This window comes from Streptomyces sp. NPDC050759, from assembly GCF_044456945.1.
Taxonomy (GTDB): Bacteria; Actinomycetota; Actinomycetes; order Streptomycetales; family Streptomycetaceae; genus Streptomyces.
In genome coordinates, this window is record NZ_JBITGI010000015.1 from 97,975 (window position 1) to 124,594 (window position 26,620).

Sequence of the window (26,620 nt, forward strand, 5' to 3'; positions counted from 1 at the left end):
GGTCGGCATCCCCCGCCTGACCGACACGACGTCCTTTCGCTTGCCCACGCTACCGATCAGCACTGACAACGACGTCGGCTCGCCCGGATCGGCTCGCATTCCGGAGCCGTCTGACCGGCGTTCATGTCGTTGTGACCGTTAGTTTCGGCCAGGCCTGGGGGGAATTCCAGGTAATCCTGGGTGGCCACGCTCGGAGACCCGAGGCCGAGTGGAGCGATCCGCCGGGGCCGTCCGTTGAGCGCGTGCTCCGGCGGACCGGCACATCCACCCATCCACCAGGACGTGCGCGTTTCACACCGGCTGCTCGACCGGGGACGCCACCTGAACGGGGAATAGCCCCTGCACTTCCACCCCGTTGCTCAGGTGTCCGGCAGGCAGCGGCGCCGACTCCGGTGCCGCCGCACCACAGGCGATGGCCTTCTTCACGGCGGCGTCGCGAGCTTCGTTCCCCAGACTCAGCGCGGCGGCGAGGATATGGACGCCGAGGAGGGGCGGGATGGCGTTGCCGATTTGCTGGGGAATGTCTTTCCCCCGCCACGGATAGTCCCTGGGAAAGCTCTGCAGCTGTCCGGCCTCGGCGTCATCGAAACGGGGGTCGGCGTCGGGGTGACCCGGAGGGCCCACCTTGTTTCTGCGAATCTTTCCGGTGACGGTGAAGGCTGGCTCATCATGTTGCCGCCTGCCGCGCGCCTTGGGGTCTCCTCCGGTGCCATAGTTGGAGACGACCTCGAACGGGGTCAGGCGATCGAGTACGTCGACCATCGTCACGTAGGGACGTCTGCCCTCTTCCACCGGCGTGAGTTTCTTGCGGAACGGGCGGTGAGTCTTCTCCGGCAGCGTTGCCAAACCGTGGTACCGGGCGATCAGCACCGCCCGCTTACGGGTTTGCGGTACCCCGTACTCCTCCGCCCTCAGCACGCCGGTGTCGACCGAATAACCCTCACCCTCAAGGATCTCGGCGTAGGCCTCCCATACCGGCATCACGGTGGTGACCTGTTCCAGCACGATTGCCTTGTACGGCCGCTCCTCCCGGAGGGCGGTCAGCGCCCACCGCAGCGGTTCGAGTACCAGACCTGTCCGACCTTTGTCTCCCGGGGCTTTGGCAAGCTCGGCGAGCTCGGCATCGACCTTGGCCCTCTTCCTCTTGTTGCTCTTGCCCTCGGCCATGAGGTAGGCCAAGTCGAGCACCTGCGTGAGAGCCCGGCGTCCGGCGCCTCCATCGCGTCCACCCGCGACCGTGTACGTCTGACAGGGAGGGCCTCCGGCCAGAATCCTCGCCTCCGGAAAATCAGCCGGCCGGAAGGCCTTCACGTCGTCGGACACGGTGTCCAAGCCCGCCGCCCTGCGCGTCGCGCATGCGTCGGAGTCCAGTTCGATGCCGATGGCGGGGATCCCCAGCCAGCGAGCAGCCATGTCCAGCCCACCGGGACCGGCGAAGAGATCCACAATCTGGTGGTCGGGCACGTAGTCTCCAGGCTGTTTGCGGTCCGCGGAGGCGCTCACGAGGGTGTCCCGAACGTGGCCGCCCCGATCTCCCCTCAGTGGATCGTCGTCATCGATCCGACAGAATAACGCCTGTTTACGGTGGCCGGCCACCGTGGGACGCTATCGGCATGCCGAGTCGTCACAGATATCCAGGGGTCGTCTTCCGCCCGCCTCCTGAGCTTCACGAACGTGCGAAGCGGGCGGTCGCCGAGGTCGGCTCGGACATGAACGCGCACGTGATCGAGTTCCTGTACTGGCTAGTGGGCGACACGGATGATCTCCCTGCGCGCCCGTCGCCACCGGACAAGCCGGACACAGGGTGAGCGTGGGCCCAGGACAGCGCCCAGCGTGTTCAGTCGGTCGACGGACAGGCCTCGACGTGGCGGTGCATGATCATGCCAACGTGCCGTTTTCTATCAGATCGCGCATGGCATCCTCGGCGCGTCGGAGCACGATGCGCCCGTCGCCCTGGCTGAAGGCCACCACCGAGCTCTCAGGTGAGAGCCCTGCTTCAGCGAGAAGCCCCAGGGGAAGTTCGACACGGCCGTGATCGTCGATCTTGATTTCCGTCGGTTCGCGAATCATGTGCCTCAGTTTGGCAGGCATCGTCTTCGAGTGAGTCGAGGTTTCAGGAGCGGGGCTGGGGTCGCCTCCGCCGAGCACGCGCGCGCTCGGCTCGAGCTTCTTCGATCTCCTTCGACAGCCGGTCGTACACCTCGCGTACTCGCAGGGCCGCGGTCGTCGGGTTTTCGTGCTCCCACACGCGGAGCACCTCCCACCCCGCCTCGCGCAACCACTGATCCGTCTGCCGATCTCGCCGCCGATTCGTCTCGAGCTTCTCGGTCCAGTAGGGCGTGTTGGTCGCGGAAAGGCTGTGATGCTCCGGACAGCCGTGCCAGTAGCACCCGTCCATGAAGACGGCGAGATGGACTCGGGTGAAGACCAGATCGGCGGTGCGCCTGACCTTCGGCAACGGTCGCTTCGACACCTCGAATCTGAGGCCCAAGGCGTGGACGGCGCTCCGGAGGGCCTTCTCAGGCTTGGTATCCCTCGGCCGGTTTGACCGCATGCTCGCCTGTGTGGCGGGCGAGGATGCCCACGAAGGCTTGCCATCTTTTCGAAGCGCAATGATTTTAGCCATGGCTTTTCAGGGGGTTGGGGACGGGCGACATCGCCTGAACTCGATCCGGCTGCCCGTGACGTCTTGGCACCTGAGCGTACTCGGCCGAAGGCCTATGTACGGGTGCGATGCGGCCGATGCCCACACCCTCGTCGTACAGGGCATGTACTTCCAGATCAGCGGCGTTGTGGGCTGGCGACCTGGACACGACGGCGGGGATCTCTCAGGTAGAGGCCGTGAGTGATTACGCCTCTCGAGGGCGTCGAGGGATCCGCTACCCGGGGTCTGGCTCCTGCTCGCGGGCTGGAGATCAATACACTCGGAGTCCTACTGTGCCCCGCCAGCAGCCCGGAAGACCTCGAAACCGCCCAAACGTTCATTGATCGCACGCAGGGGAGCACCATGGGAGACACCAAGCAGCATTCGAGGCGACGGGCCCTGGGCCGCGAAATGGCCAGTACCATCGGCCTGCTCACCGACGAGCAGGACTTCACCGCAATGCGGGCCTACCGTACCTTTGTCTTCGACGAGTACGAGCCCTATCTTCGGCAGGTGGAAGACCTGCTCCGAAGCCGCGCGGGTGAAGGAAGCCACACTACCGTCGCCCTCTTCGACCCCGAGGAATACGCCGAGTTTTGTGCCGATACCGGCCTCGCCCCCGATGCCCCCGCCAGCCGAAGCCGCTTCACAGCCGAAGTTGCCGTCACTGGCACCACCCTGCCTTATGAGGGACAACCTCTGGCCGAACTCGCCCGGAACCTCATCGACGCAGCCGTCCGCCAGGTCACCCAGGAGTACGCATCCGAGTTCCTCTCTCACGTTGGCCCCTGCGCAACATGCGGAAAAGATATCGGCCGCGCCGCGCTTGCCCGAGCCTCGGAACTCCTCCTGTGTATCTTTAACGCTGCGGATCCCGGAGGCCACCAGCTCGTGTGCCGCGTCTCCGCCGTACCCCAAACCCTCGTCGTTGGTCTGCGCACCGATGGCGACTTACAACTCGAACGGCCCGAGACGCTGGAGCTCACCACGGTTCTTGCCTTCGGTATCGCGGCGCACAACGCCGGAGACCTCGTCATACGGACCAGCGCCCCCGGCATGAATGACCGCATATACGGCTGGCGACTGCAAGGAGACGGACTCCAGCCTTTCACCGCGGCCGAGGTGTTCGATGCCTACGGCACCCACATCAAGGCGGGGGACGCCTGCGTGACAGAAGCGCATGTCGACTACTGCGAGCCACCCGACCTTGGTGAAGTCGGACGGTCAGGCGGGCACACGCATTGAACGGCCGAGGGGCGCCGCGTCCGTAGACAGAGCCGGCATCTCCATCTGTACTGGAGCCCTAGCTGCGACGGTCCTTCAAAGCCGCAAACGCTCTGCAGACGGAGCACCGGCGTTGGCAGTGACCTCTTGGACGAGGTCGAGCCAGGGCCGCCACCACGCGGTCGTCAGGGTTGAGCCGGTGCCCTTGCTTCCACTCCGCGAACCCCTCGTTCTCGATGGAGATCGCGTACACGTCCCGCGTCTCAAGGTGCGCGGCGGAGCGCTCCACGGACGGCGGATCAGGTCAGCACAGCCATCAAGTGCCCGGAGCACGGTTCCGTGACCAGCGCGTCAAGGTCGCGAGGGCGCGCATGCAACAGCCTGCAACTTCGTGGACTCGCCCGTTGACGGTTCCTGCGGTCGTAACCGATGTCACGAGGAACGGGGAGCTCCATGGCCACGAGGCACAGGAGCACCCAGGAACGGCCCATCGATCTGCCGGTGGGGCTCAATGCGTGGTTGCTGGACTGCGTGCCCGCGCCCGGCTGCAAGGTGTGCGCTGCCAACTGGAAACAGCTCGAAGCCGCCAAGGATGACGGGGACATCACACGGGCCGCGCGCCACGCGACTGAGATCCGGGACCACACCTCCGGGGCCCACCGGTGATGGATATGCAGACCTACCGAGGCGGCCGGGCCAAGGCCACCGGAAGCGGCGGAGGCGATCCAGAAAGCTCTGGCTTCACTCCGCATCCCTGCGAACATCTTGACCGACATCCGGCCCATGGCCACCCACCGGGGCAGCCCGTAAGTTCACCTGGGCATGATGCCTGCTGACGTGGTCGAGAAGATCGTGGAGGCGATGCCGATGCCACGGACTGACGGGCCCTAAGCCCCAGTGCGACGGGGTGGATCCGATGCGGGTGCCGTTGCCCTGCAAGGGCGATGGGCCACGGTGCGGGAGTCTCTGGTGGAACGGCGGGCGGGGGCGGGCGCCGAGGTCGTCGAGGTGGTGCTGGCCCCGGTGCCAGCGACGGCCATGCTGGTGACGGCCGGTGGAACTCCGCTCAGTCGAGGATATTTCCAGTGCCCCGCTTGCCTCCGACCTGCGTCTCTGCACGTCAAGCACAGCGCTCACCCATCCATACTGCGCGACTACCTCGACTAGGTCGCAGTCGTACGACACCGAAGGCCCGGTCCCTCGTCAGGGGCCGGGCTTTCGTGCTGCGCGCGCAGGCTTCCTGCATGACTCTGGGTTTCCGATCACCACCCCGGAGTGAGGAGCATGCATGCGTCACCCCATTGCCCGGGCGTTGGCCCGGCCGCTGGTTCTGGCGGCCGTGGCGGCGGCCATACCGCTGACGTCGGCCGCCCCCGTGGCCGCCGACAGTATCGTCGTCGGGGGATTCCCGGTCGATGTGTCCAAGGCGCCCTGGACGGTCGCCCTGTCCAGCCGTGACCGGTTCGGAGGTACGCGCGCCGGGCAGTTCTGCGGCGGTGTCGCCGTCGGCCCGACCACGGTGCTCACGGCGGCCCACTGTATGGGCGAGGACGTCCTGGGGGCGCCGCCGGAGCAGGTGAGTGACTTCCGTGTCATCGCGGGCCGTACGGATCTGCTCTCGGACCAAGGGGTGGAGATCGCCATACGTGAGGCCCGGGTGAATCCGGGCTACGACCCGCAGAGCAACGCGGGCGACTTCGCTGTTCTCACACTCTCCGAGCCGTTGCCGCAGGACGCGGTCATTCCCATGGCGGCCGTCGGCGATCCGGCGTACGAGCCGGGAACCAGCGCCACGGTCTACGGCTGGGGCGACGTCACGGGCGGGGGTGACTACGCGCGCCGTCTGCGGGCGGCACAGGTGCAGCTGATGTCCGACGCGCGCTGTGGGGAGGCTTATCCGGGTGGTGGCGACGGCACCTACCTCGCCGACAGCATGCTGTGCGCCGGGGAGGAGCGAGGTGGTCGTGACGCCTGCCAGGGGGACAGCGGGGGACCGCTGGTCGCCCGGGGCAAGCTGGTCGGGCTGGTCTCCTGGGGGAGCGGCTGTGGGCGACCGGGCCAGCCCGGTGTCTATACCCGTGTGTCCGAAGTCATGCGGACGCTGGACTGGGGCGGTCGCAACGCGGCCGACGGAGGCCACGCCACCGCGTGACCATGCCTCGGGGGCGCTGAGCGCCTCCGCAGAACCATGAGCAAGGGCGGCTGTCCCTGGGAACAGGGGCAGCCGCCCTCATGCCGGCCTGTGCCGGAGCTGGCTCGTCGTGGACGCGAAGTGTCAGCGCTCTTCTTCTGATACGGATGCCGGAACAGACGTGAGTCGCTCCGTCTCGTCCTGTATCTCAGCGGCGATCTTCTTGAGTTCCGGCTCGAACTTGCGACCGTGGTGGGCGCAGAAGAGCAGTTCTCCGCCGCTGAGCAGCACGACGCGTACGTACGCCTGGGCGCCGCAGCGGTCGCAGCGGTCAGCGGCCGTCAGCGGGCTCGCGGGGGTCAGAACAGTAGTCACGTCGCCTCTTCTCTAGCTCGACGAGCTGTCGTACCAGGGTCAACATCCAACCAGCCCCAAAACGTTCCCGCTCGGGGCTTCACCCAGAGAGAAATTTTCCGGGCGGCCGGCTGCTGCCGGTTTGGCGGCGAATGTGCCGTATTGCGTGTCTGTGTGTCTTACGGTTTCGCACTGTCGGTCAAGGTCGGTCCCCCGGCTGGGTTGCCGGTTGTTCATGAGGACGTGCCCGGAGCCTAAATGGTTCATGCCTGTAAGGGAACGTGATATGTACTTCACCCCATCGAGGGATCGAACAGGTATGCGACCCTGGACTACTCTGTGTTTCCACACGAGGGTGGCGTTACAACGGCTCTACCAGGCCTCGGTACCCTCATGGCGGCTACCGATGCCGCGCCCTTACCCAGAAGGGCCCCAACTGAAATTCAGCGAGGAGCGAACCGCGTGACCGCCGAAACGTCCGTGCCGTCCACAGCTCTGCTGGCAGGAGCAGACCGGGACGGTTCCAACTACACCGCGCGGCACCTGCTCGTCCTCGAGGGGCTCGAGGCCGTACGCAAGCGCCCGGGAATGTACATCGGCTCGACCGACAGTCGTGGCCTGATGCACTGTCTGTGGGAGATCATCGACAACTCCGTCGACGAAGCCCTGGGCGGGTACTGCGACCACATCGAGGTGATCCTCCACGACGACGCCTCCGTGGAGGTCCGGGACAACGGCCGGGGCATCCCGGTCGACGTCGAGCCCAAGACCGGGCTGTCCGGTGTAGAGGTCGTCATGACCAAGCTGCACGCCGGCGGCAAGTTCGGCGGCGGCTCGTACGCCGCCTCCGGCGGTCTGCACGGCGTCGGTGCCTCCGTGGTGAACGCCCTGTCCGCGCGGCTGGACGTGGAGGTGGACCGCAGTGGCCACACCCACGCGATCAGCTTCCGGCGCGGCGTGCCGGGTGCCTTCGCGGCGAACGGCGCCGATGCCAAGTTCGAGGCCGCGAGCGGCCTGCGCAAGACCAAGAGGATCCCCAAGACCCGGACCGGCACGCGCGTGCGGTACTGGGCCGACCGGCAGATCTTCCTCAAGGACGCCAAACTCTCCCTGGACAACCTCCACCAGCGCGCTCGTCAGACCGCGTTCCTGGTGCCGGGTCTCACCATCGTCGTCCGCGACGAGTACGGCCTGGGCGAGGGCGGCAGTAAGGGGGAGGAGTCCTTCCGCTTCGACGGCGGTATCAGCGAGTTCTGCGAGTACCTGGCCACCGACAAGCCGGTCAACGACGTCCTCCGCTTCTCCGGCCAGGGCACGTTCAAGGAGACCGTCCCGGTCCTCGACGACCACGGTCAGATGACGCCCACCGAGGTCACCCGAGAGCTGGGTGTGGATGTCGCGATGCGTTGGGGAACCGGCTACGACACGACCCTGAAGTCGTTCGTCAACATCATCGCCACGCCCAAGGGCGGCACCCATGTCGCCGGCTTCGAACAGGCCGTCGCCAAGACGATGAACGAGGTGCTGCGCGCCAAGAAGCTGCTGCGCGTCGCCGAGGACGACATCGTCAAGGACGACGCACTCGAGGGCCTGACGGCCGTCGTCACCGTCCGCCTCGCCGAGCCGCAGTTCGAGGGCCAGACCAAGGAGGTCCTCGGTACCTCGGCGGCCCGCCGCATCGTGAGCACGGTGATCTCCAAGGAGCTCAAGGCGTTCCTGACGTCCACGAAGCGGGACGCCGCGGCCCAGGCCCGGGTCGTCATGGAGAAGGCGGTCGCCGCCGCGCGCACGCGTATTGCGGCCCGTCAGCACAAGGACGCGCAGCGCCGGAAGACGGCCCTGGAGTCCTCCTCGCTGCCGGCCAAGCTCGCCGACTGCCGAAGCGACGACGTCGACCGCAGCGAACTGTTCATCGTCGAGGGTGACTCCGCGCTCGGCACGGCGAAGCTCGCCCGGAACTCCGAATTCCAGGCGCTGCTGCCCATCCGCGGCAAGATCCTCAACGTTCAGAAGTCGTCCGTCACGGACATGCTCAAGAACGTCGAGTGCGGTGCGATCATCCAGGTCATAGGAGCGGGCTCAGGCCGGACCTTCGACATCGACGCAGCCCGCTACGGCAAGATCATCATGATGACCGACGCCGACGTCGACGGCTCTCACATCCGGTGCCTGCTGCTGACGCTGTTCCAGCGCTACATGCGGCCCATGGTCGAGGCGGGCCGGGTGTTCGCCGCGGTGCCACCGCTGCACCGCATCGAGCTCGTCCAGCCGAAGAAGGGGCAGGACAAGTACGTCTACACGTACTCGGACCGTGAGCTGCGCGAGAAGCTGCTGGAGTTCCAGAGCAAGGGGGTCCGGTACAAGGACTCCATCCAGCGGTACAAGGGTCTGGGCGAGATGGACGCCGACCAGCTGGCCGAGACGACGATGGATCCGCGGCACCGGACTCTGCGCCGGATCAACCTCGCCGACCTGGAGGCCGCGGAGCAGGTCTTCGATCTGCTGATGGGCAATGACGTGGCGCCGCGGAAGGAGTTCATCTCCGGGTCGGCGGCGACCCTTGATCGGTCGCGCATCGACGCGTAGTCGCTGGGCTGGAAGTGGGGGCCGAGGCCGGGTTTGCAACCAGCCTCGGCTGCACCCAGCGGCTTTCGCGGTTGAGTATCGGCGACCCTCATGGAATGGTCCCGCCGTCGGAGGTTGCAGCTTGGCCGCTTCAGGTTGGCGGCTGACGCCGCCGCTGTCGGCATGACCTCCTCGGGTCGGGGGTTTCGCTCAGGGCTGTGGCCGGCCTCTCCACCCGTGGGTGGACGGTTCCGGTGGCTGGGAATCCACCTGTGATCCACCCCTGCTCCGATCTCCCGACCTGGGGATTTCCGTAGCTTCGAAGGTGTCGGCGGCGCCTGCTGCCGGCAGACCCTTCCTCGCTCACGGAGGCTGTGATGTCCGGGCTTGTCGACGCATTGCTGATCGCGGTCGCGGTGGTCGTGGTGATCGCCCGACAGTTCCGGGCGAGCCGGATCGACACCGGGCGGCGCTGGTGGCTGTTGCCCGCCGTCCTCGCCGTCGTGGCACTTCGCGAACCGGGGCTGGTGGATGCCCATCACCGCACGGCATCGGTCGCCCTGCTCACCGCCGAGCTGCTCACCGGCCTCCTCATTGGGGCCGGCTGGGCCTGGACGAGCCGGATATGGACGGAGCCGGACGGCGCGGTGTGGAGCAGGAGCACCAAGGCGAGCGGGGCCGTCTGGGCCGTCGGCATCGGACTGCGCGTCGGTCTCTTCGCGCTCGGCGCGGCGCTCGGTGTCCATCAGGACTCTTCCGCACTGCTGCTCGCGCTGGGGGCCACGCTGCTCGTGCGCTCCGGGATCCTCGTCGGGCGAGCGCACTCCCTGCGCCCTGGCGCCGCACCCGCCCCGACGTACGGTGAGCCCATCTTCCGGTCCACGGGGAAGGAGCGCGTGTGACGGACAACGCCTGGACCCGCTGGCCCTCCCGGGAGGCGCTCGGGCGTGAGGCGACCACGCGTCCTCGGCGCCTGCTCGGCTGGGTCACGCGGTCGCTGGTGCTCGCCATGCTCCTCTGGGGCGCTTTCAACAACAGCCGTGTACAGGGCTGGGGGGTTCTCGGAGCAGTGGCGGGAATCCTCCTGTCCGCAGTCGTCGCCTGGGCACTCTTCCGCACCACGCTGGAGCACCGGCTCTGGCCCTCCCTGGCGCTCTACGGCATTCTCCTGGCGATCGCGGTCGCCGCCCAGGCTGCCGACTTCGGGGTCGTCGCCCTCGTCCTGTGGTGCGGCTGCGCCATCACCGCTCTGGAACGGCTGCCCATCGCCGCCGCCCTGCCCGTGACCGTGATCGCCCTGGCCCTCTACGCCGCTGTCAACGACGACGCGTGGCTGACCACGGTGGCCACGACGGCGGGGCTCGCCCTGGCGGGCTACGTCCTGCGGCTCGACGCCGAGGCCCGCGGCAACGCGCAGCGTCTGCTCAACCAGGAGCGGGCCGCGCGGGCGGCCGAGGCGGAGTCTGCGGCACTCGCGGAGCGGGCCCGTATCGCCCGGGAGATCCACGACGTGCTGGCCCACAGTCTTTCGGCCCAGCTCGTGCACCTGGAAGCGGCCCGGTTGCTGATCGAGGGCGGCGCGGACCGGGACCAGATCCTCGAAAGGGTGGTGGCGGCCCGGGGCATGGCCCGCGACGGTCTCGCGGAGACCCGGCAGGCGTTGTCGGCTCTGCGGGGGGACATGACTCCGCTGGAGGAATTCCTGACCCAGATGGTCGGGACGGCCGACGGAGCCGAGACCACCATTTCGGGTGAGCGCAGACCGTTGCCGGCCGAGGCGTCGCAGGCCGTGCGCAGGGTCGCGCAGGAGGCTCTGACCAATGTCCGCAAGCATGCGCCGGGGGCCAAGATCCGGGTGTGGCTGCAGTACGGCGATGACCGGGTGACGCTGGTCGTGCGGGACTCGGGCGGTTCGCCGGGTGAACTCACCGCCACCGGAGGCGGGTACGGTCTGCTGGGGATGCGGGAGCGCGCCGAACTGCTGGGCGGCTCGCTGGACGCCGGGCCGGACGACGAAGGGTTCGTGGTGACGTTGAAGGTGCCGGTATGACGGAGGGGGCGGAGCCGAAGCCCGCGCGGGTGGTGGTCGCTGACGACCAGACCGTGGTGCGGGAAGGCATCGTGATGCTGCTCGGTCTGCTGCCCGGGATCGAAGTGGTGGGTGCGGCCGGGGACGGTGAGGAGGCGGTGGAGCTCGTCGCGGAACTCGCCCCGGACGTGGTGCTGATGGACCTGCGCATGCCTCGTTGTGACGGGGTGGAGGCGACCCGGAGGATCCGCGCCGAGCACCCCGGGACGCAGGTCGTGGTGCTGACGACCTTCGCGGACGACGAGTCGTTGTTTCCCGCGCTCAAGGCGGGGGCGCGCGGTTATCTCACCAAGGACGCGGGAGGTGACGAGATCGTGCGCGCCGTGCGGAGCGTGCTCTCCGGGGACGCCGGACTGTCGCCGAGTATCCAGCGGCGGCTGCTGGAGCGGCTGTCGGACCCCGAGCCGCCCCAGCCGGTGTCCGCGGAGGCGCCCGACGGGCTCACTGCCCGGGAGGTCGAAGTGCTGGCGCTGATCGCGGAGGGACTGAGCAACCAGGAGATCGCCCGGAAGCTGCATGTCTCCACCGCCACGGTGAAGACCCACATCAACAACCTCTTCGCCAAGACGGGAATCAAGGACCGTGCGCAGGCGGTGCGTTACGCCTACGCCAAGGGGCTCGTACGGCCACCGATGGGAGGAATCACCTGATGGGGTGAAGAGCGCGGGGAAGAAGAGTCGGGGATCTTCCCGTTCTGTCCATCCTTGGGCATGCAGTCAAGCAACGCTCGTCCCCGCGGAAGCGGGGGTGATGCCGAGAGTTCGGCCGAGAACCACGACAGCCACGATGTGGCCCGCGCGGAGGCGTCCGCCGGTGTGCGGTACGACGATCCCTGGTATGACGCGCTCGCCTCCGGCTGGGGCGAGACAGGCGGTGACGGTACGGCCGTGGGCCCGGTTGCGACGGCACGCGCGGAGCGCGAGGACCGGGACGCCGCGGCGGCCGACGTCTACCTCGAAGTGCAGCGCAGCGCGGCCTTTCAGGAAGTGCGCAGCCGGTACAGGAGGTTCGTGGTGCCCGCGGGCATCGGATTCTTCGCGTGGTACGTGGCCTATGTCGTGACAGCGACGAGCGCGCCGGGACTGATGGCGCGGCCGGTCGCCGGCGCGGTGAACGTGGCGATGCTCGCGGGACTCGGGCAGTTCCTCACCACCTTTCTGCTGACCTGGGCCTACGCCCGGCATGCGAGGCTGCGCCGGGACCGGGCCGCACTCGAACTGCGGTGGGACACCCAGGAACTGACGCGCACGGCACGGGGCGGTGCGTCGTCATGACGGGGGACCACCAGACCCTGGCGCTGCTGCTGTTCAGCGCGTTCGTCGCGGTCACGCTGGGGATCACGACGTGGGTGAGCCGCCACCGGCACGGTTCGGCGGAGGAGTTCTACGCGGGTGGGCGGCTGTTCTCGCCGATGGAGAATGGTTTTGCCATCGCGGGCGACTACATGTCGGCCGCGTCCTTCCTCGGTATCTCCGGGCTCATCGCGCTCTTCGGGTACGACGGGATGCTCTACTCGGTGGGCTTCCTCGTGGCCTGGCTGGTGGTGCTGTTCCTCGTCGCCGAACTGGTGCGCAACTGCGGGCGGTTCACGCTCGCCGACGTGGTCGCCGCGCGGATGAGCGAGCGGCCGGTACGGATCGCGGCGGGAACCTCCTCGGTCACGGTGTCCGTTCTGTATCTGGTGGCGCAGATGGTGGGCGCGGGCAGCCTGGTCGCACTGCTGCTCGGGGGCACCAGCGAGGCGGCCCAGTCCTGGACCGTCATTGCCGTCGGGGCGCTCATGGTGATCTACGTGTCCCTGGGAGGGATGCGGGCGACCACCTGGATCCAGATCGTCAAGGCGGTCCTGCTGCTCTGCGGGACCATCGCGCTGACCGTGCTCGTGCTGGTGCGGTTCCACGGCGACTTCGACCAACTCCTGCTCACGGCGGCGGAGCGCAGCGGCCATGGTCAGTCGTTCCTGGCACCCGGTCTGAAGTACGGCGGGGACTGGACCGCCCGCCTCGACTTCATCAGCCTGGGACTCGCCCTCGTGCTCGGTACGGCAGGACTGCCGCACATCCTGTCCCGCTTCTACACCGTGCCCACGGCACGCGCCGCCCGGCGCTCGGTGGTCTGGTCGATCGGGCTCATCGGCGGCTTCTACCTGATGACGATCGTTCTCGGGTTCGGTGCGGCGGCGATCGTGGGGCCCGAGGCGGTACGGGGATCGAACGCCGCGGGGAACACCGCGGTCCCCCTCCTCGCCCTCGACCTGGGCGGCGGCGCCGGTTCTACGGGAGGAACGGTTCTGTTCGCGATCGTCGCCGCCGTCGCGTTCGCCACGATCCTCGCCGTCGTCGCCGGCATCACGCTCGCCTCCTCGGCCTCCGTCGCCCATGACCTGTACGCCTCACTGCGGCGCCGGCGGGCCCAACCGCACAGCGAGGTGGCAGTGGCCAGGACCGCCGCCGTCGGGATCGGCGTGATCGCGATCGCTCTCGGCCTGCTGGCCCGCGACCTCAACGTCGCCTTCCTGGTGGGCCTCGCCTTCGCCGTCGCGGCGTCCGCGAATCTGCCGGTGCTGCTCTACTCGCTGTTCTGGCGCGGGTTCACCACCCGGGGCGCCGTCTGGTCCGTCTACGGCGGACTCCTGCCGGCCATGGCCCTGGTGCTGCTGTCGCCCGTGGTGTCCGGCAGCCCCGAGTCGCTCTTCCCGGGCGTCGACTTCCAGTACTTCCCGCTGCAGAACCCCGGTCTGGTCTCCATCCCGCTGGGCTTCGTCGCGGGCTGGCTCGGCACGGTCACCTCGGCGGAGGTCGCCGACGAGGCCAAGCACGCGGAGACCGAGGTGCGGTCGCTCACGGGAGCGGGGGCCGTGTAGGCATGGCGCCCGTGGTCGGCGGCGCCCTCGTCGTCGTACGGCATCCGTCTTGTCGTACGGCTTCTGCTGTCGAGGCCTTTCGCGGCGTACGGCTACGGCGCCACCCATGCGTAGCGGTGCTCCGGCCGCCCCGTGTCGCCGTATCTGAGGGTCAGGCGGAGGCGGCCGGCCTGTTCGAGATGGCGGAGGTAGCGCTGGGCGGTGGAGCGGCTCAGGCCCGTCTCGGCGGCGACCTCGTGGGCCGACAGTGGGTGGTCGGCGTGGTGCAAGACGCGGCAGATGAGGTCCGTCGTCGGCTCCGAGTGGCCGCTGGGCAGGCCGGGGGACGGCGGAGCCGGGGTGGTGCGCAGGGCGCTGAAGATCCTGTCGACCTGTTCCTGACCGGCGATGCCGCGGCCGCCGACCCGGTCGACGGTGCGGCGCAGGGCCGCGTAGGAGTCCAGCCGGGTGCGCAGGGCCGCGAAGGTGAAGGGTTTGACCAGGTAGTGGAGGGCGCCCAGGCGCATGGCGGCCTGGACGGTCGCCACGTCCCCGGCTGCCGTGATCATGATGACGTCGGTGCCATGGCCCTGTTCCCGCATGCGGTGGACGAGGTCGAGACCCGTCTGGTCGGGCAGGTAGTGGTCGAGCAGGATCAGATCGATGGTCCCGCGCTGCACGCTGGCCAGCGCCTGGGCAGCGCTGTGGGCGCGAGCGGCCACCCGGAAACCGGGCACCTTTCCCACGTACTTGGCGTTGATCTCGGCGACACGGAAGTCGTCGTCCACGACCAGGACGTCAATCATCGGGCCTCTTTCCCTCAAGGCCTGGCGGGCGTAACGCCCGTGTTTCGGCTTCGCTGTTTGTAGCGCGCGCAAAACGAGCACAACAGGCCGTTGCAGGCAAAAGAACGGCATGTGCCCAGAACACTGATGCCGTGGCGCAGGCCACATCTACCGTCCCCGGCCATGAGCGCAGACACCAGCCCCGCCATCGAGCTGCGGGGCGCGAGCAAGACATTCCGGACCCCGTCGGGGGGCCTGCACACGGCCGTCAGGGAACTTGATCTCACCGTGGGGCGTGGGGAGTTCGTGGCGGTCGTCGGGCCGACGGGCTGTGGTAAGTCGACCACGTTGACCCTGGTCAGCGGGTTGGAGGAGCCCTCCGAGGGAGAGGTTCTGGTCGTCGGGGAGCCGGTCCGCGGAGTCGGGGACAAGGTCGGTTTCGTCTTCCAGCAGGACGCCACCTTCCCCTGGCGTACGGTCCTGGCCAATGTCATGGCAGGCCCCCGTTTCCGCGGTGTGCCCAAGGCGGAGGCCAAGCGGAATGCCCGGGAGTGGCTGGCCCGGGTCGGGCTCGCGGCCTTCGAGGACCGCTACCCCCATCAGCTCTCCGGCGGCCAGCGCAAGCGCGTGGCGCTCGCCGCGACCTTTGTCAACGACCCCGAGATCCTGCTCATGGACGAGCCGTTCTCCGCGCTCGACGTGCAGACGCGGGCTCTGATGTCCGACGAACTCCTCGAACTGTGGGAGGGCACGGGCGCCTCCGTCGTCTTCGTCACCCACGACCTGGAGGAGTCCATCGCCCTGGCCGACAAGGTCGTCGTGATGACGGCCGGGCCCGCCACCGTCAAGCAGATCTTCGACATCGACCTGCCGCGGCCGCGCAAGGTCGAGTCGGTGCGCCTGGAGCCGCGGTTCATCGAGATCTACCGCGAGATCTGGGAGTCCCTCGGCGAAGAGGTCCGCATCACCAGGGAGAGGGGCGCAGCCCATGTCGCCTGAGGTTCTCAGCACACCGGTCGTGGACACGGCCACGACCCCGCCGGACCGCGCACACTCACGCGCGCGTGCCGTCCGCAGACGCCGGATCGTTGTCGGCGTGTCCCGCGTGCTGCTCCTGGTGGCCGTTCTGGGTCTGTGGGAGCTGCTCTCCCGGGCCGAGGTCATCGATCCCTTCAACTTCTCCATGCCCTCCAAGATCTGGGACCAGATCTGGACCTGGGTGACGCACGGGACCGCGCTCGGTTCGTTGGGCGAACAGATCTGGTACACGCTGTACGAGGCGCTGCTGGGCTGGGTCGTCGGTGTGGTGGCCGGTGTGGTATTCGGTATTGCGTTGGGGCGAATCACCTTGCTCGCCGACGTGCTTGGTCCATACATCAAGGTGCTCAACTCGATACCGAGGATTGTCCTTGCACCCATCTTCGTGATCTGGTTCGGACTCGGACCGGCCTCCAAGGTGGCCTCGGCCGTCGTCCTGGTCTTCTTCCCGGTCTTCTTCAACGCCTTCCAGGGCGCCCGCGAGGTCGACCGCAACCTGGTCGCCAACGCCCGCATCCTCGGCGCGAGCGACCGCAGAGTGACGCTTCAGGTCGTCATCCCGTCCGCGACCTCGTGGATCTTCACCAGCCTGCACGTCAGCTTCGGCTTCGCCCTCATCGGCGCGATCGTCGGCGAATACATCGGCGCGACCAAGGGCATCGGCCTGCTCGTCGCGCAGTCCCAGGGCACCTTCAACGCGGCCGGTGTGTACGCCGCGATGGTCATCCTCGCCGTCGTCGCACTTCTCGCCGAAGGGCTGCTCACCTTCGCCGAGCGCCGCATCTTCCGCTGGAAGCCGGCGAATTCCGACAGCTGAGGCCCTCCACGGCAGCCTCCCCATCCCTCCGGCTCAACCCATTCCCCGCTCAGCCCTTCCCCGCACCGCCCCTCACAAGGACGTGAACCCCATGCGCAAGACCGCCAGATACACCTCCCTGGCCGCCGCCGGCCTGCTCGCCCTCTCCTCGCTCACCGCCTGTGCCAACGACGCTGCCAGTACGGCGTCGGCAGACGCCGGCAGCAAGGGCGACGGCAAGGGGACCAAGGTAAAGATCATGGTCGGTGGCCTCGACAAGGTCATCTACCTGCCGGCGATGCTCACCCAGCGGCTCGGCTACTTCGACTCCGAGGGACTCGACGTGGAGCTGCTGAGCGAGCCCGCCGGCGTCCAGGCCGAGACCGCGCTCGTCTCCGGCCAGGTCCAGGGGGCCGTCGGCTTCTACGACCACACGCTCGACCTGCAGGTCAAGGGCAAGGACGTGGAGTCGGTCGTGCAGTTCTCGCGCGCGCCCGGTGAGGTGGAGATCGTCTCCAACAAGGCAGCGGGTGACATCACCTCGGCCAAGGACTTCAAGGGCAAGAAGCTCGGCGTCACGGGCCTCGGCTCCTCGACCGACTTCCTCACCAAGTACCTCGCCGTCAAGAACGGCGTGAAGGTCAGCGAGTTCACGCCGGTCGCCGTCGGTGCGGGGCCGACCTTCATCTCGGCGCTCCAACAGGGCTCGATCGACGGAGGTATGACGACCGACCCGACCGTCGCGACGATCCTGGACAAGAAGGCCGGAAAGATCCTTCTGGACATGCGCACGCCCCAGGGCTCGGACGAGGCACTCGGCGGACCGTATCCGTCGTCAAGCCTGTACATGCAGACGGACTGGGTCAACGGTCACAAGGAGACCGTCCAGAAGTTGGCCAATGCATTCGTCAAGACGCTCAAGTGGATGTCCACGCACAGCGCGACCCAGATCGCCGACAAGATGCCCGCCGACTACTCGCAGGGCAACAAGCTGTTGTACGCGGTGGCCATCAAGAACACGCTGCCGATGTTCACCAATGACGGCGTGATGCCCGAGAACGGTCCTGAGACCGTCGAGAAGGTCCTCAAGGCGTTCAACCCCAACATCCAGAACGCCGACGTCGACCTCGACAAGACGTACACGAGGGAGTTCGTCGAGAAGGCCGCGCAGAACGCCGGCTGAGCCTCCTCACGCGCGGGTCGCCCACACGTAACGGTGTTCCGGGCGGCCCGCGTCACCGTACTTGAGGGTGAGCCTGGCCCGCCCCGTACGCTCCAGGAGCTTCAGATAGCGCTGGGCGGTCTGCCGACTCACCCCTGTCCGGTCGGCGATCTCCTGGGCCGACAGCGGCCCTTCGGCGTTCATCAGGGATCTGCGGACGAGTTCCACCGTGGTGGGGGAGTGGCCCTTGGGCAGCTCGGGCTCCCCGGGCGTGGACAGCGCGCCGAAGATGCGGTCGACCTCCGCCTGTTCCGCCTCGCCTCCGCCGTCCAGGGTGCGGCGCAGGTCGGCGTACGCCTCCAGCCTCGCCCTGAGGCCCGCGAAGGCGAACGGTTTGACCAGGTACTGCAGTGCGCCGTGCCGCATCGCCGCCTGTACCGTCGTCACGTCCCGCGCCGCCGTCACCATGATCACGTCGGTCTGGTGGCCGCGTCGGCGCATCTCCTGGACGACCGCCAGACCCGTCTCGTCGGGGAGGTAGTGGTCCATGAGGACCAGGTCCACGTGAGGCAGAGCCTCCAGTTGCCGCAGCGCGTCCGCCGCGCTGTGCGCCTCGCCGGCCACGTGGAAGCCGGGCACCTTCTCGACGTAGGCGGCGTTGACGCGCGCCACGCGGGTGTCGTCGTCCACCACCAGGACCTCGATCATCACGACTCCTCCTCGGTGGCGGTCTGCTGGGCGGCCGGCGCGGTGAGGGCCGGTTGCGGCTCGGCCAGTGCCTCGGGCAGTACGACGGTGAACTCCGCGCCTCCGCCGTCGGCCTCTGCGACGGCCGCGCTGCCGCCCTGGCGCTCGGCGAGCTTACGTACGAGGGAGAGCCCGAGGCCGCGCCCCCGGTGCGCAGGGGGCTCCTTGGTCGACCAGCCCTCGGTGAAGACCAGTTCCCGCTGTTCCACCGGGATTCCGGGCCCGGTGTCCCGCACCCTGAGGACGACGGTACGGCCCTGCGTGCGCAGTTCGACCTCCACGCGCGCGTGGAGGGCGCCGGCGGCGGCGTCCAGGGCGTTGTCCACGAGGTTGCCGACGATCGTGACCAACCCGCTCGGATCGACCAGCCGGTCCGGCAGCCGGGTCCGGTCGGAGACCCACAGGGCGACACCGCGCTCCGCCGCGACAGTCGCCTTGCCCACCAGCAGTGCCGCGAGCAGCGGATCCTCGATCTTCTCGGTGACCTGCTCCGCGGTGGCCCGGTGGTCGCCGACGACCTCTCCGACGAACTCCACGGCGTCGTCGTACATCTCCAGCTCCAGCAGCCCGAGGAGCGTGTGCATCCGGTTGGCGTGCTCGTGGTCCTGCGCGCGCAGGGCGTCGATCAGACCGTGGGTCGAGTCGAGCTCCCGGCCGAGCTGCTCCAGTTCGGTGCGGTCGCGCAGGGTGGCGACGGCACCGCCGTCGTCGGTGGGCATACGGTTGGCGACCAGCACCCGCTGGCCGCGGACGGTGATCAGATCGGTGCCCGTCACCCGTCCGGCCAGGACGTCGGCGGTACGGCCGCCCCCCAGGGCCTCGTCGGGGGGCCGGCCGACGGCCTCGTCCCCGATGCTCAGCAGTCGGCGGGCCTCGTCGTTGAGCAGGCGGATCCGCCCGGTGCGATCCAGGGCGACGACGCCTTCCCGGATGCCGTGCAGCATGGCCTCGCGCTCGGCGAGGAGGGCGGAGATGTCGGAGAAGGCCAGGTCACGAGTCTGCCGCTGGACTCTCCGGGAGATCAGCCAGGCTGCCAGCGCGCCCACGGCGAGGGCCCCGCCGGCGTAGGCGAACAGCCCGGGGATCGCGTGGATCAGCCGGGCACGCACGCTGTCGTAGGCGATGCCGACGGAGACCGCTCCGACGATGTTGTGGTCGCTGTCGTACAGGGGCACCTTGCCGCGGGCAGTGCGGCCCAGGGTGCCACTGTCGATCTGCATGATCTCCTTGCCGGCCAGGGCCTGGCCCGGGTCGGTCGAGACGATCCTGCCGACCTCGCTGCGAGTGGGGTGCGACCAGCGGACGCCCCGCCAGTCCATCACCACGACGTACTCGGCCCCGGTCGCCCTGCGGATCCTCTCGGCCTCCCGCTGGACGGGGCCGGTGGGCAGCGGAGGCGTGTCCGTGACCTGCTCGGCGATCTGCGACTCGGCGGCGGTGGTCTGGGCGATGGCGAGGGCCCGGCGCATCGCCTGGTCGTCGAGCTGGTTGCTCAGAGGCGCGAGGAACAGACCGGTCGCGAGTACCGCGACTCCCGCGGCGATCGCCAGCTGCATCAGGAGCACCTGCGAGAACACCCGGCGGGGCAGCCCGAGGCGCAGGCGGCGGGCGGGGGGAGTGCGGCTCATACCCAAGACGGTACGTGGAGGTACCCGATCCACCGCAGGGGGTGTGACATGGATTTCTTGATCAATGCGTGGACGGGCCCGCTGGTCCGGTCAGCTCGCCCGCGCTGACGATGTCCTCAGCTCGTGCACCGCCACGACGTCCATCCGCGCGGGTGAGCCGAGCGCCGACGCCCCGCAGCTCTCCGGACGGGGCGGCAGGGAGGCGGTCTGGGCCACGAGGACGCTCCAGTGGCGGCCGTCGGCGTGTGCGACGGTCACCTCCCAGTGCGGGGCGGCGCCGTCAGTTCGTACGACTGTCAGCGCCTCGGCCGCGTATTCGCGCACCGCCGTGCGCACGGCCAGCTCGGCCGCCTGGCCGGGACGCTCCCAGGCCGAGCTGCCGCGGCACCCCTCGACCACGATGCGGCCCTCCTGGACGTTGTGGAGGACTTCCTTGACGGCAGGGGCCTCGGCGCGGCCGTAGGCATAGCCGTAGGGCAGAACGAGCAGTGTCGGGGAGAACCGGTGACCACCCAGATGGGTGACCTCCCAGGCGCCCTCGACACCCGAGGCGGCCAGTTCCGCGGCGAGCGGGCGGCCGAGGAGCGCGCAGCAGCGGTCCCGCTTGCCGTTGGTGCAGACGAGCGCGAGGGGATCGCCGGTGTGGTGGCGTCCACCGAGCACGGAGTCGAAGCCGGCGTGCTCGCCCCTGCCGAGCGCGGCGAAGTCCAGGTCGAGCAGGTTCCTCGGATCGCGGGTCGTCGCACTGCGCAGCCACACGTTGCCGGGCACGGTGTGGGCGGCGTACACCTGCCGGGTGGTGGGTTTTCCGCTGTCGGCGTGCCGTCCGGGGCGGCGGATGAGCGCGATGCGCACGCCCGTGTCCTTCGCTGCGGCCTCCAGGGCGCGGCCCAGGGCGGGCTCCAGGTGGCTCGCAGTGAGCGCCTTGGCGCCCCAGGGACCGGACTGTTCCAGCAGCAGCCAGGTCCGCGCGGTGGCCGCGGTTCCGGAAACGGGCTCGTCGAGGTCGTGCGAGACCGTTGAACAGGTACTCACAGAGGTGAGCCTAACCTGACTCGGGGCGCGACGGCTTCCGGCCGTGGTGCTGTCAGGGTTCCGGCAGTGGTTGGGGCGGCTTCGGGCCCACATAAGTGCCGCTCGGACGCATGCGCAGGGGGCGTTCCCCGTACTCCTCCAGTGCGTGGGCGATCCAGCCCGCCGTGCGGGCGACGGCGAAGATCGTCTCGCCTGCCGTGGAGGGCATCCCGGAGGAGGCGGTGAGCACGGCGAGGGCCAGGTCCACGTTGGCGTGCAGGGGGGCGTGGCGGGCGGTGGTGGCCACGATGTCGCGGGCCGCGAGGAGTGCGGGTTCCGCGCGCGGGATTTCCTCCAGGAGGGCGAACAGGGCTCGCGCGCGTGGGTCTTCGCCGGGGTAGAGCCGGTGACCGAGGCCCGGGATCCGGCGACCGGCCCGCAGTTCCTCCGCGATGACGGGGGCGGCGTCACCCCGGTCGAGCACATCGAGCAGCAGCTTGTGGGCGAGCCCGCTGGCTGCGCCGTGCAAGGGGCCCTCCAGGACACCGAGTCCGGCGGAGACGGCCGCGTACGCGTGCGCGTGGGCCGATGCGGCGACGCGTACCGCGAGGGTCGAGGCGGCGAGGTCGTGGTCGACGAGCAGGCCCAGCGCGGTGTCCAGGGCGCGCAGGGACGCCTCGTCGGGCTTGCGTCCGCTGAGGCGCGTCCACAGCCGGTGGGCCAGCGGGCCGTCGTCGTGGCGGCGGTCGCGCAGCACGGGCGGGAGGGCGGCGACGAGTGTCGGGATGAGTGTCCGTGCGGTGCCGAGCACGGCTTCTTCGGAGAGGTCGAAACGCAGTGGATCCGAGACCGCGGCGGCGATCGCCGCCACCCGCAACCGGTCGGTGGGGCCCGTGTGTTCGGGCAGCGCGTCGACCGCGCGGCGGGCCACCTCGACGGCGGCTTCGGGCGCGGTGAAGGTGACTCCGGAGCGTAGACGGCCGGTCCACAGCCATTCCGCGATCTCTTCGTAGGAGTGGCGCGCGGCCAGCTCGGTGGCGTCGACTCCCCGGAAGAAGTAGTGGTCCCGGTCGATGAACGTGATGCGGGTGCGCACGGACAGTTCGCCGCCGGAGCCAGGACTCCCGCCGCCCTCCCGGCGGTTGCGCCGGGAGAGGGTCTCCACCTCCTTGGCGTCGAAGGTGCTGCCCCGGCCGCCGGGAACGCGTCGGCTGCTGAGCTGGCCGCGGCTCACGTAGGCGTAGACGGTCTCGGGCTTCACGCCCAGCAGTTCGGCGGCTTCCTTGGTGCTGAGCCGGCGTTCGGCGGAGCCGGGGAGGGGGTCTTGATCGCGCATAAGAGGTCACCGTATCCCCAACCGGGTGGGTTGATTGGTCTGTATTGATTCAATCAACATTGACACATAATGAGTCAACCATGGACAGTCGAATCAAGTCCAGGGAGGAATCATGTCGGTCAACAGGTCAACCACGTTCGTCGACGTACCGCGAGGACTCGCCGGAGTCGTCGTCACCGACACGGAGGTCGGAGATGTCCGGGGGCGCGAGGGTTTCTATCACTACCGTCAGTACTCGGCTGTCGAACTCGCGCAGACCCGCGGCTTCGAGGATGTCTGGCATCTCCTGGTCCACGGCGAACTGCCGGACGCCGGACAGGCCATGGTCTTCCGTGCCGAGACAGCGGCACTGCGGCGGCTGCCCGACGAGGTGCGGGCGGCGCTGCCGGCGATCGCGGCGGCGAGTGGGCGGTCCGGGCCACTGGCCGGCATGCGTACCGCGCTGTCGCTGCTCGGAGCGGCGAAAGGGTTCCGTCCGGTGTACGACATCGACCCGGACGAGCGGCGACGGGACACCCTCGTGGCCGCTGCGGCCGTGCCGACGCTGCTCACCGCACTGCACCGGCTGGGCAAGGGGCTGGAGCCGGTGGAGCCGCGTGAGGATCTCTCGTACGCGGCGAACTACCTCTACATGTTGACGGGTGCGGAGCCGGAGCCTCAACGGGCGCGGGCAGTCGAGCAGTACTTGATCTCAACCATTGATCACGGCTTCAACGCATCAACCTTCACGGCGCGGGTCATCGCGTCGACGGGAGCGGATGTGGCGGCGTGTCTCGTGGGGGCCGTAGGGGCGTTGTCCGGGCCGTTGCACGGGGGAGCGCCCAGTCGGGCGCTGGACACCCTCGATGCGATCGGCACGCCCGACCGCATCGACTCCTGGATCCGTGAGCGTGTGCTCTCCGGTGAGCGGATCATGGGCTTCGGCCACGCGATCTACCGCACGGAGGATCCGCGTTCCCGGATGCTCCGGGAGGTCGCCCAGCGGTTCGGCGGTCCACGCGTGGACTTCGCCGTCGAGGTGGAACGCCATGTCGAGGCGATCCTGGCCGAGCTCAAGCCGGGGCGGGAGCTGCACACCAACGTCGAGTTCTACGCGGGCGTGGTCATGGAACTGTGCGGGCTGCCCCGCGAGATGTTCACGCCGACGTTCGCGGCGGCGCGGGTGGTGGGGTGGAGCGCCAACATCCTGGAGCAGGCGGCGGACTCGAAGATCATCAGGCCGGTGGCGCGGTACGTCGGTCCGCAGCCCCCCGTGGCGGTACCCGTCATGGCATAACCGCGATCTGCGACACCGAACGCCGTCCCGGCTCGCCCGCGGATGGCCCCGCGCAACCCCCATGGGGACGGGTCAGCGAGCGCTTAAGGCGACACCGCGGGCCGGTGCCGCGGTGTCGTCCGCGTCGTCGTGCCCGGGAATGATCGGCACGGCACCAGCGAGTTTTCCGTACTTCGGCGGCCGCCGCGTCAGGACCAGGCAGCCATCCTCGGCTGGAGGCGGACGCCGCTCGCGCCGCAACGGCTGAACACCATCCCCGTGCCGCACGCCTGCGAAGTCGCGGATACGGCCTCGTGCCGGGGCGGGCTGTCGTCCGGCGCGGGAAGTCGCCCGGAAGGGGACGGGTATCACTCACGCGTGCTTGGGTGGCGCGCCCTGTGGGGGCCGTGGGGGCGCTGTCCGGGCCATCGCACGCCGGTGCGCTCCGTCGCGCGCCGGCCCACCCTGAACGCGATCCACCGCAGGGAGGCCCCCGTTCCCGGATCCTCCGGCAGGACGCCCCGCGTACGGTGCCGGTGATGAGCTGACCAGGGCTCGTGGCATCCCGCGACGGGCGAGCCCGCTCCCGTACGCGCCCCGGTCAAGGCTCTCGCTGAATTTTCACTCACTCGCAGAGTGAGAACTCGCGCATCGTGTGCACCGGAGTCGATATCTTTACCTGGCCCTGGGCCTGGCCGGGGCAGCTCCGGCGAACACCTCGCGCGCGGAGAGCGCACTCCGACGCACTGCCGACGAACCACCGCGGACGACTTCGGAGGGCACATCCATCCCTCTGAGTCACAAGGCGGTACACCTCCGTGAAGATCGTGCGACGTGTCGGGGCCTCTCCTCGAGAGCGCGGCAGTGCCACCGGGCAGACATGCCCCGACATTTTCGAGCTCAGCAGCGGTGACTTCGCCGTGATCGGGCGCGAAGCGACTGCGGAACTCGACCCCGAGCTTCCGTCGGATGCCGCACGAGCCGACTATGAGCGCATTGTGATCATCTCTCGGGAAACCCTCGTCCGTGCCAAACAGGACATCCCCGACGCTTGACGGTTGCGCGACGGCCGTGCCGTCCGAGAGTCATGGGGACTCCTCGGGCGGCTGGCCCACGACCCACCACTCGTCCGTGTCGGAATCCGCGAGCTCCTGGATCAGATCGTCCAACATCAGGCCCAGAGTGAACTCCTCCGAATCCTCGGGCAGGCTCTTCCGGTGATGGCGCGTCGCCTCCCAGTACTCACGGAAGACCTCGTTCTGGCACATCACCCGCAGGTGGCCGTACAACTCCGCGCGGTTCATGGCTCCGATGCGGTGGAAGTACATGGCGTTGATGTAGAGCGCGTTGGCGAAGAGGAACTGGCGCTGTTTCTCGAGCGGGATCTGGGTCTCGTAGGTGTCGAGAACCGCGGCTAGGGCGGGATCGTCCATGGCCTTGCAGATCAGGTCGAAGTGGAGCCGGTGCTGTTGGGCGAGAACGGCCCTCCTGCGGTGGCGGGTACTCCGTGTGCTGATGGAGTCGGTGACGGCCGTCACCGTCGCCTTGGCAGCCGAAACGATCCTCCGTACACCTGCGTTCAGTGTGGCCATGTCAACCCCCGATTCAGGCGGCCGTCCGCCGGTCGTCGGGGTGCGGGTCGACTGATGGGGACCGGCGAGCGGTGGGCGGCGCTTGCCGTCTCCCAGGGTGCCGAGCGGCTCTGATCGGCGGGGGAGGCGGAGAGGAGGCGCACGGAGGGAAGTGAGGGTCGCACGAACCGGCGCCTTCCCCAACGTCTGCCCCGCAAGTGCTGCTAACAATCGTTCACTTCGCGGTGATTATTCCGGCTCGTATCCTGGTCCGGCATTCAAACCTCGTATGTGCGCCGGGCCCGCGATCCGGTGCACGCGGCAGCGCGAAAGAGGTCGCACGTTGAGTCAGCCGAGCGGGAGCCACCGCCAGATCCCGGTCGTCGTCCTTGCCGGATTCCTGGGTTCCGGCAAGACCACCCTCCTCAATCATCTCCTCCACCGCAGCGGCGGCAGCCGTATCGGAGCCATCGTCAACGACTTCGGTGCCATCGAGATCGACGCCATGGCCGTCGCCGGCGCGCTCGGCGACTCCACCGTCTCCCTCGGGAACGGCTGCCTGTGCTGCGCCGTCGACGTCAGCGAGCTCGACCGGTACCTGTCCCGGCTCGCCCGTCCCGACACCGGCATCGATGTGATCGTCGTGGAGGCCAGCGGGCTCGCCGAGCCGCAGGAACTCGTCCGCATGGTGCTTGCCAGCGAACAACCTGACATCGTCTACGGCGGCCTCGTCGAGGTCGTCGACGCCGCAGAGTTCGACGACACCCGCGCCCGGCATCCCGAGATCGACCGGCACCTCGCCCTCGCCGACCTCGTCGTCGTCAACAAGCTCGACCGGGCGGCCGACGCCGAACACGTCCTCGCTCTGGTGCATCGACTTGTCGACCGTGCGGCTGTCGTTCCCGCCACCTACGGTCGCATCGACCCCGCGTTCCTCTTCGACTGCCGGCCCGCTGAGGAGCGCGTCGGACAGCTCTCCTTCGACGACCTGCCTGACGACCACGACCACGGCGACGATCACGCCGGACATCTGCACTCCGGCTACGACAGCCTCTCCTTCGCCTCCGACGAACCCCTCGACCCTCGCCGGCTGATGGCGTTCCTCGACACCAGGCCCGAGGGCCTCTACCGGATCAAGGGGTACGTCGACTTCGGGCCGTACGACGTCCGCAACCGTTACGCCGTCCATGCCGTGGGGCGCTTCCTGCGCTTCTACCCGGAGGCCTGGGCGCCCGGTGACGCCCGCCTCACCCAGCTCGTCCTCATCGGCTCCGGCGTCGACTCTCCCGCCCGGCGCAAGGAGCTGGAGGCGTGCAGGGCAGGCGCGGACGCCCCGCACCCTGACGAGGCCGGCATGTGGGGCGTCCTCCGCTACGTACAGGATCCCGGCGAGCAGGACCCCGACGTACGGGATCCCGACGTCTAGATGATCTATTGGA

General features: G+C 68.7%; 26 protein-coding genes. 15 read left to right on the forward strand and 11 right to left on the reverse strand.

Translation table 11 applies throughout. The features are described 5' to 3' along the window. Positions 1–291 precede the first annotated feature (291 nt). The 3 genes from ACIBJB_RS35465 to ACIBJB_RS35475 all read right to left on the reverse strand — a co-directional run bounded on the left by ACIBJB_RS35465 (position 292) and on the right by ACIBJB_RS35475 (position 2,626). Positions 292–1,464: a DNA cytosine methyltransferase gene (locus tag ACIBJB_RS35465; protein WP_398936896.1), complete on the reverse strand. Its 1,173-nt coding sequence runs from the start codon at positions 1,462–1,464 to the stop codon at positions 292–294. A gap of 414 nt (positions 1,465–1,878) precedes the next feature. Further along, positions 1,879–2,070: a hypothetical protein gene (locus tag ACIBJB_RS35470; RefSeq protein ID WP_398936898.1), complete on the reverse strand. Its 192-nt coding sequence runs from the start codon at positions 2,068–2,070 to the stop codon at positions 1,879–1,881. A 43-nt stretch (positions 2,071–2,113) separates the two neighbouring features. Then, positions 2,114–2,626, reverse strand: a complete 513-nt coding sequence (locus ACIBJB_RS35475; RefSeq protein WP_398936900.1) for a very short patch repair endonuclease — start codon at positions 2,624–2,626, stop codon at positions 2,114–2,116. 381 nt (positions 2,627–3,007) lie between these two features. On the opposite strand from ACIBJB_RS35475, the gene ACIBJB_RS35480 reads away from it, so the two are divergent. Further along, the gene (locus ACIBJB_RS35480; protein WP_398936902.1) at positions 3,008–3,889 is read left to right on the forward strand and encodes a hypothetical protein; all 882 of its coding nucleotides are present in this window, start codon (positions 3,008–3,010) and stop codon (positions 3,887–3,889) included. A 58-nt stretch (positions 3,890–3,947) separates the two neighbouring features. Here the strand turns inward: ACIBJB_RS35480 and ACIBJB_RS35485 are convergent, their stop codons facing one another. Then, positions 3,948–4,157, reverse strand: coding sequence for a DUF6879 family protein (locus ACIBJB_RS35485; RefSeq protein ID WP_398936904.1), 210 nt, complete (start codon positions 4,155–4,157; stop codon positions 3,948–3,950). A 164-nt stretch (positions 4,158–4,321) separates the two neighbouring features. Here ACIBJB_RS35485 and ACIBJB_RS35490 point away from each other — a divergent pair, with 164 nt between their 5' ends. Beyond that, positions 4,322–4,534, forward strand: a complete 213-nt coding sequence (locus ACIBJB_RS35490) for a hypothetical protein (protein ID WP_398936906.1) — start codon at positions 4,322–4,324, stop codon at positions 4,532–4,534. Positions 4,535–5,156: 622 nt separating this feature from the next. Continuing rightward, positions 5,157–6,020, forward strand: coding sequence for a serine protease (locus ACIBJB_RS35495; protein WP_398936908.1), 864 nt, complete (start codon positions 5,157–5,159; stop codon positions 6,018–6,020). A 123-nt stretch (positions 6,021–6,143) separates the two neighbouring features. Here ACIBJB_RS35495 and ACIBJB_RS35500 read toward each other — a convergent pair whose 3' ends face one another. Next, positions 6,144–6,374 (reverse strand): hypothetical protein, encoded by a 231-nt coding sequence (locus ACIBJB_RS35500; protein WP_057611313.1) that lies wholly within the window; start codon positions 6,372–6,374, stop codon positions 6,144–6,146. 441 nt (positions 6,375–6,815) lie between these two features. Between ACIBJB_RS35500 and ACIBJB_RS35505 the strand changes: the two genes are divergently transcribed. From ACIBJB_RS35505 to ACIBJB_RS35530, 6 genes are all read left to right on the forward strand, one after another. Next, positions 6,816–8,939 (forward strand): type IIA DNA topoisomerase subunit B, encoded by a 2,124-nt coding sequence (locus ACIBJB_RS35505; RefSeq protein ID WP_398936910.1) that lies wholly within the window; start codon positions 6,816–6,818, stop codon positions 8,937–8,939. Between the two features lie 356 nt (positions 8,940–9,295). Continuing rightward, the gene (locus tag ACIBJB_RS35510) at positions 9,296–9,820 is read left to right on the forward strand and encodes a DUF1453 domain-containing protein (RefSeq protein ID WP_398936912.1); all 525 of its coding nucleotides are present in this window, start codon (positions 9,296–9,298) and stop codon (positions 9,818–9,820) included. Beyond that, positions 9,817–10,968 carry a sensor histidine kinase gene (locus tag ACIBJB_RS35515; RefSeq protein WP_398936914.1) on the forward strand — a complete coding sequence of 384 codons (1,152 nt, stop codon included), beginning with the start codon at positions 9,817–9,819 and terminating at the stop codon, positions 10,966–10,968. The genes ACIBJB_RS35510 and ACIBJB_RS35515 overlap by 4 nt, the downstream gene beginning before the upstream one ends. Next, complete coding sequence (locus ACIBJB_RS35520) at positions 10,965–11,657, forward strand: response regulator (protein WP_398936916.1); 693 nt, start codon at positions 10,965–10,967, stop codon at positions 11,655–11,657. The genes ACIBJB_RS35515 and ACIBJB_RS35520 overlap by 4 nt, the downstream gene beginning before the upstream one ends. A gap of 60 nt (positions 11,658–11,717) precedes the next feature. Continuing rightward, the gene (locus tag ACIBJB_RS35525; protein WP_057611306.1) at positions 11,718–12,281 is read left to right on the forward strand and encodes a DUF485 domain-containing protein; all 564 of its coding nucleotides are present in this window, start codon (positions 11,718–11,720) and stop codon (positions 12,279–12,281) included. Continuing rightward, the gene (locus tag ACIBJB_RS35530; RefSeq protein ID WP_398936919.1) at positions 12,278–13,870 is read left to right on the forward strand and encodes a cation acetate symporter; all 1,593 of its coding nucleotides are present in this window, start codon (positions 12,278–12,280) and stop codon (positions 13,868–13,870) included. The genes ACIBJB_RS35525 and ACIBJB_RS35530 overlap by 4 nt, the downstream gene beginning before the upstream one ends. Positions 13,871–13,962: 92 nt before the next feature. Here ACIBJB_RS35530 and ACIBJB_RS35535 read toward each other — a convergent pair whose 3' ends face one another. Next, on the reverse strand, positions 13,963–14,655 hold the full coding sequence (locus tag ACIBJB_RS35535) for a response regulator (protein ID WP_398936921.1): 693 nt from the start codon (positions 14,653–14,655) through the stop codon (positions 13,963–13,965). A 162-nt stretch (positions 14,656–14,817) separates the two neighbouring features. Between ACIBJB_RS35535 and ACIBJB_RS35540 the strand changes: the two genes are divergently transcribed. The 3 genes from ACIBJB_RS35540 to ACIBJB_RS35550 all read left to right on the forward strand — a co-directional run bounded on the left by ACIBJB_RS35540 (position 14,818) and on the right by ACIBJB_RS35550 (position 17,651). Next, positions 14,818–15,633: an ABC transporter ATP-binding protein gene (locus ACIBJB_RS35540; RefSeq protein WP_398936923.1), complete on the forward strand. Its 816-nt coding sequence runs from the start codon at positions 14,818–14,820 to the stop codon at positions 15,631–15,633. After that, complete coding sequence (locus ACIBJB_RS35545) at positions 15,623–16,489, forward strand: ABC transporter permease (protein ID WP_398936925.1); 867 nt, start codon at positions 15,623–15,625, stop codon at positions 16,487–16,489. Before ACIBJB_RS35540 ends, ACIBJB_RS35545 begins: the two co-directional genes overlap by 11 nt. Positions 16,490–16,580: 91 nt before the next feature. Then, positions 16,581–17,651, forward strand: coding sequence for an ABC transporter substrate-binding protein (locus tag ACIBJB_RS35550; RefSeq protein WP_398936927.1), 1,071 nt, complete (start codon positions 16,581–16,583; stop codon positions 17,649–17,651). 6 nt (positions 17,652–17,657) lie between these two features. Here the strand turns inward: ACIBJB_RS35550 and ACIBJB_RS35555 are convergent, their stop codons facing one another. The 4 genes from ACIBJB_RS35555 to ACIBJB_RS35570 all read right to left on the reverse strand — a co-directional run bounded on the left by ACIBJB_RS35555 (position 17,658) and on the right by ACIBJB_RS35570 (position 22,355). Next, positions 17,658–18,338 carry a response regulator gene (locus tag ACIBJB_RS35555; protein ID WP_398936929.1) on the reverse strand — a complete coding sequence of 227 codons (681 nt, stop codon included), beginning with the start codon at positions 18,336–18,338 and terminating at the stop codon, positions 17,658–17,660. Next, on the reverse strand, positions 18,338–20,005 hold the full coding sequence (locus ACIBJB_RS35560) for an ATP-binding protein (RefSeq protein ID WP_398936932.1): 1,668 nt from the start codon (positions 20,003–20,005) through the stop codon (positions 18,338–18,340). The genes ACIBJB_RS35555 and ACIBJB_RS35560 overlap by 1 nt, the downstream gene beginning before the upstream one ends. 90 nt (positions 20,006–20,095) lie before the next feature. After that, entirely contained in the window at positions 20,096–21,040 is a 945-nt protein-coding gene (locus tag ACIBJB_RS35565) for a sucrase ferredoxin (RefSeq protein WP_398936934.1), read from the reverse strand. A gap of 52 nt (positions 21,041–21,092) precedes the next feature. Further along, complete coding sequence (locus ACIBJB_RS35570; RefSeq protein WP_398936936.1) at positions 21,093–22,355, reverse strand: citrate synthase; 1,263 nt, start codon at positions 22,353–22,355, stop codon at positions 21,093–21,095. A 112-nt stretch (positions 22,356–22,467) separates the two neighbouring features. Here ACIBJB_RS35570 and ACIBJB_RS35575 point away from each other — a divergent pair, with 112 nt between their 5' ends. Both ACIBJB_RS35575 and ACIBJB_RS35580 read left to right on the forward strand, forming a co-directional pair. Continuing rightward, positions 22,468–23,631 (forward strand): citrate synthase/methylcitrate synthase, encoded by a 1,164-nt coding sequence (locus ACIBJB_RS35575; protein ID WP_398936938.1) that lies wholly within the window; start codon positions 22,468–22,470, stop codon positions 23,629–23,631. A 797-nt stretch (positions 23,632–24,428) separates the two neighbouring features. Beyond that, a complete protein-coding gene (locus ACIBJB_RS35580; RefSeq protein ID WP_266529456.1) occupies positions 24,429–24,665 on the forward strand; it encodes a hypothetical protein in 237 nt (78 codons plus the stop codon). Between the two features lie 30 nt (positions 24,666–24,695). Here ACIBJB_RS35580 and ACIBJB_RS35585 read toward each other — a convergent pair whose 3' ends face one another. Next, on the reverse strand, positions 24,696–25,202 hold the full coding sequence (locus ACIBJB_RS35585; RefSeq protein WP_398936941.1) for a DUF6082 family protein: 507 nt from the start codon (positions 25,200–25,202) through the stop codon (positions 24,696–24,698). 322 nt (positions 25,203–25,524) lie between these two features. On the opposite strand from ACIBJB_RS35585, the gene ACIBJB_RS35590 reads away from it, so the two are divergent. Next, a complete protein-coding gene (locus ACIBJB_RS35590) occupies positions 25,525–26,607 on the forward strand; it encodes a CobW family GTP-binding protein (protein WP_398936943.1) in 1,083 nt (360 codons plus the stop codon). Positions 26,608–26,620: the final 13 nt, after the last annotated feature.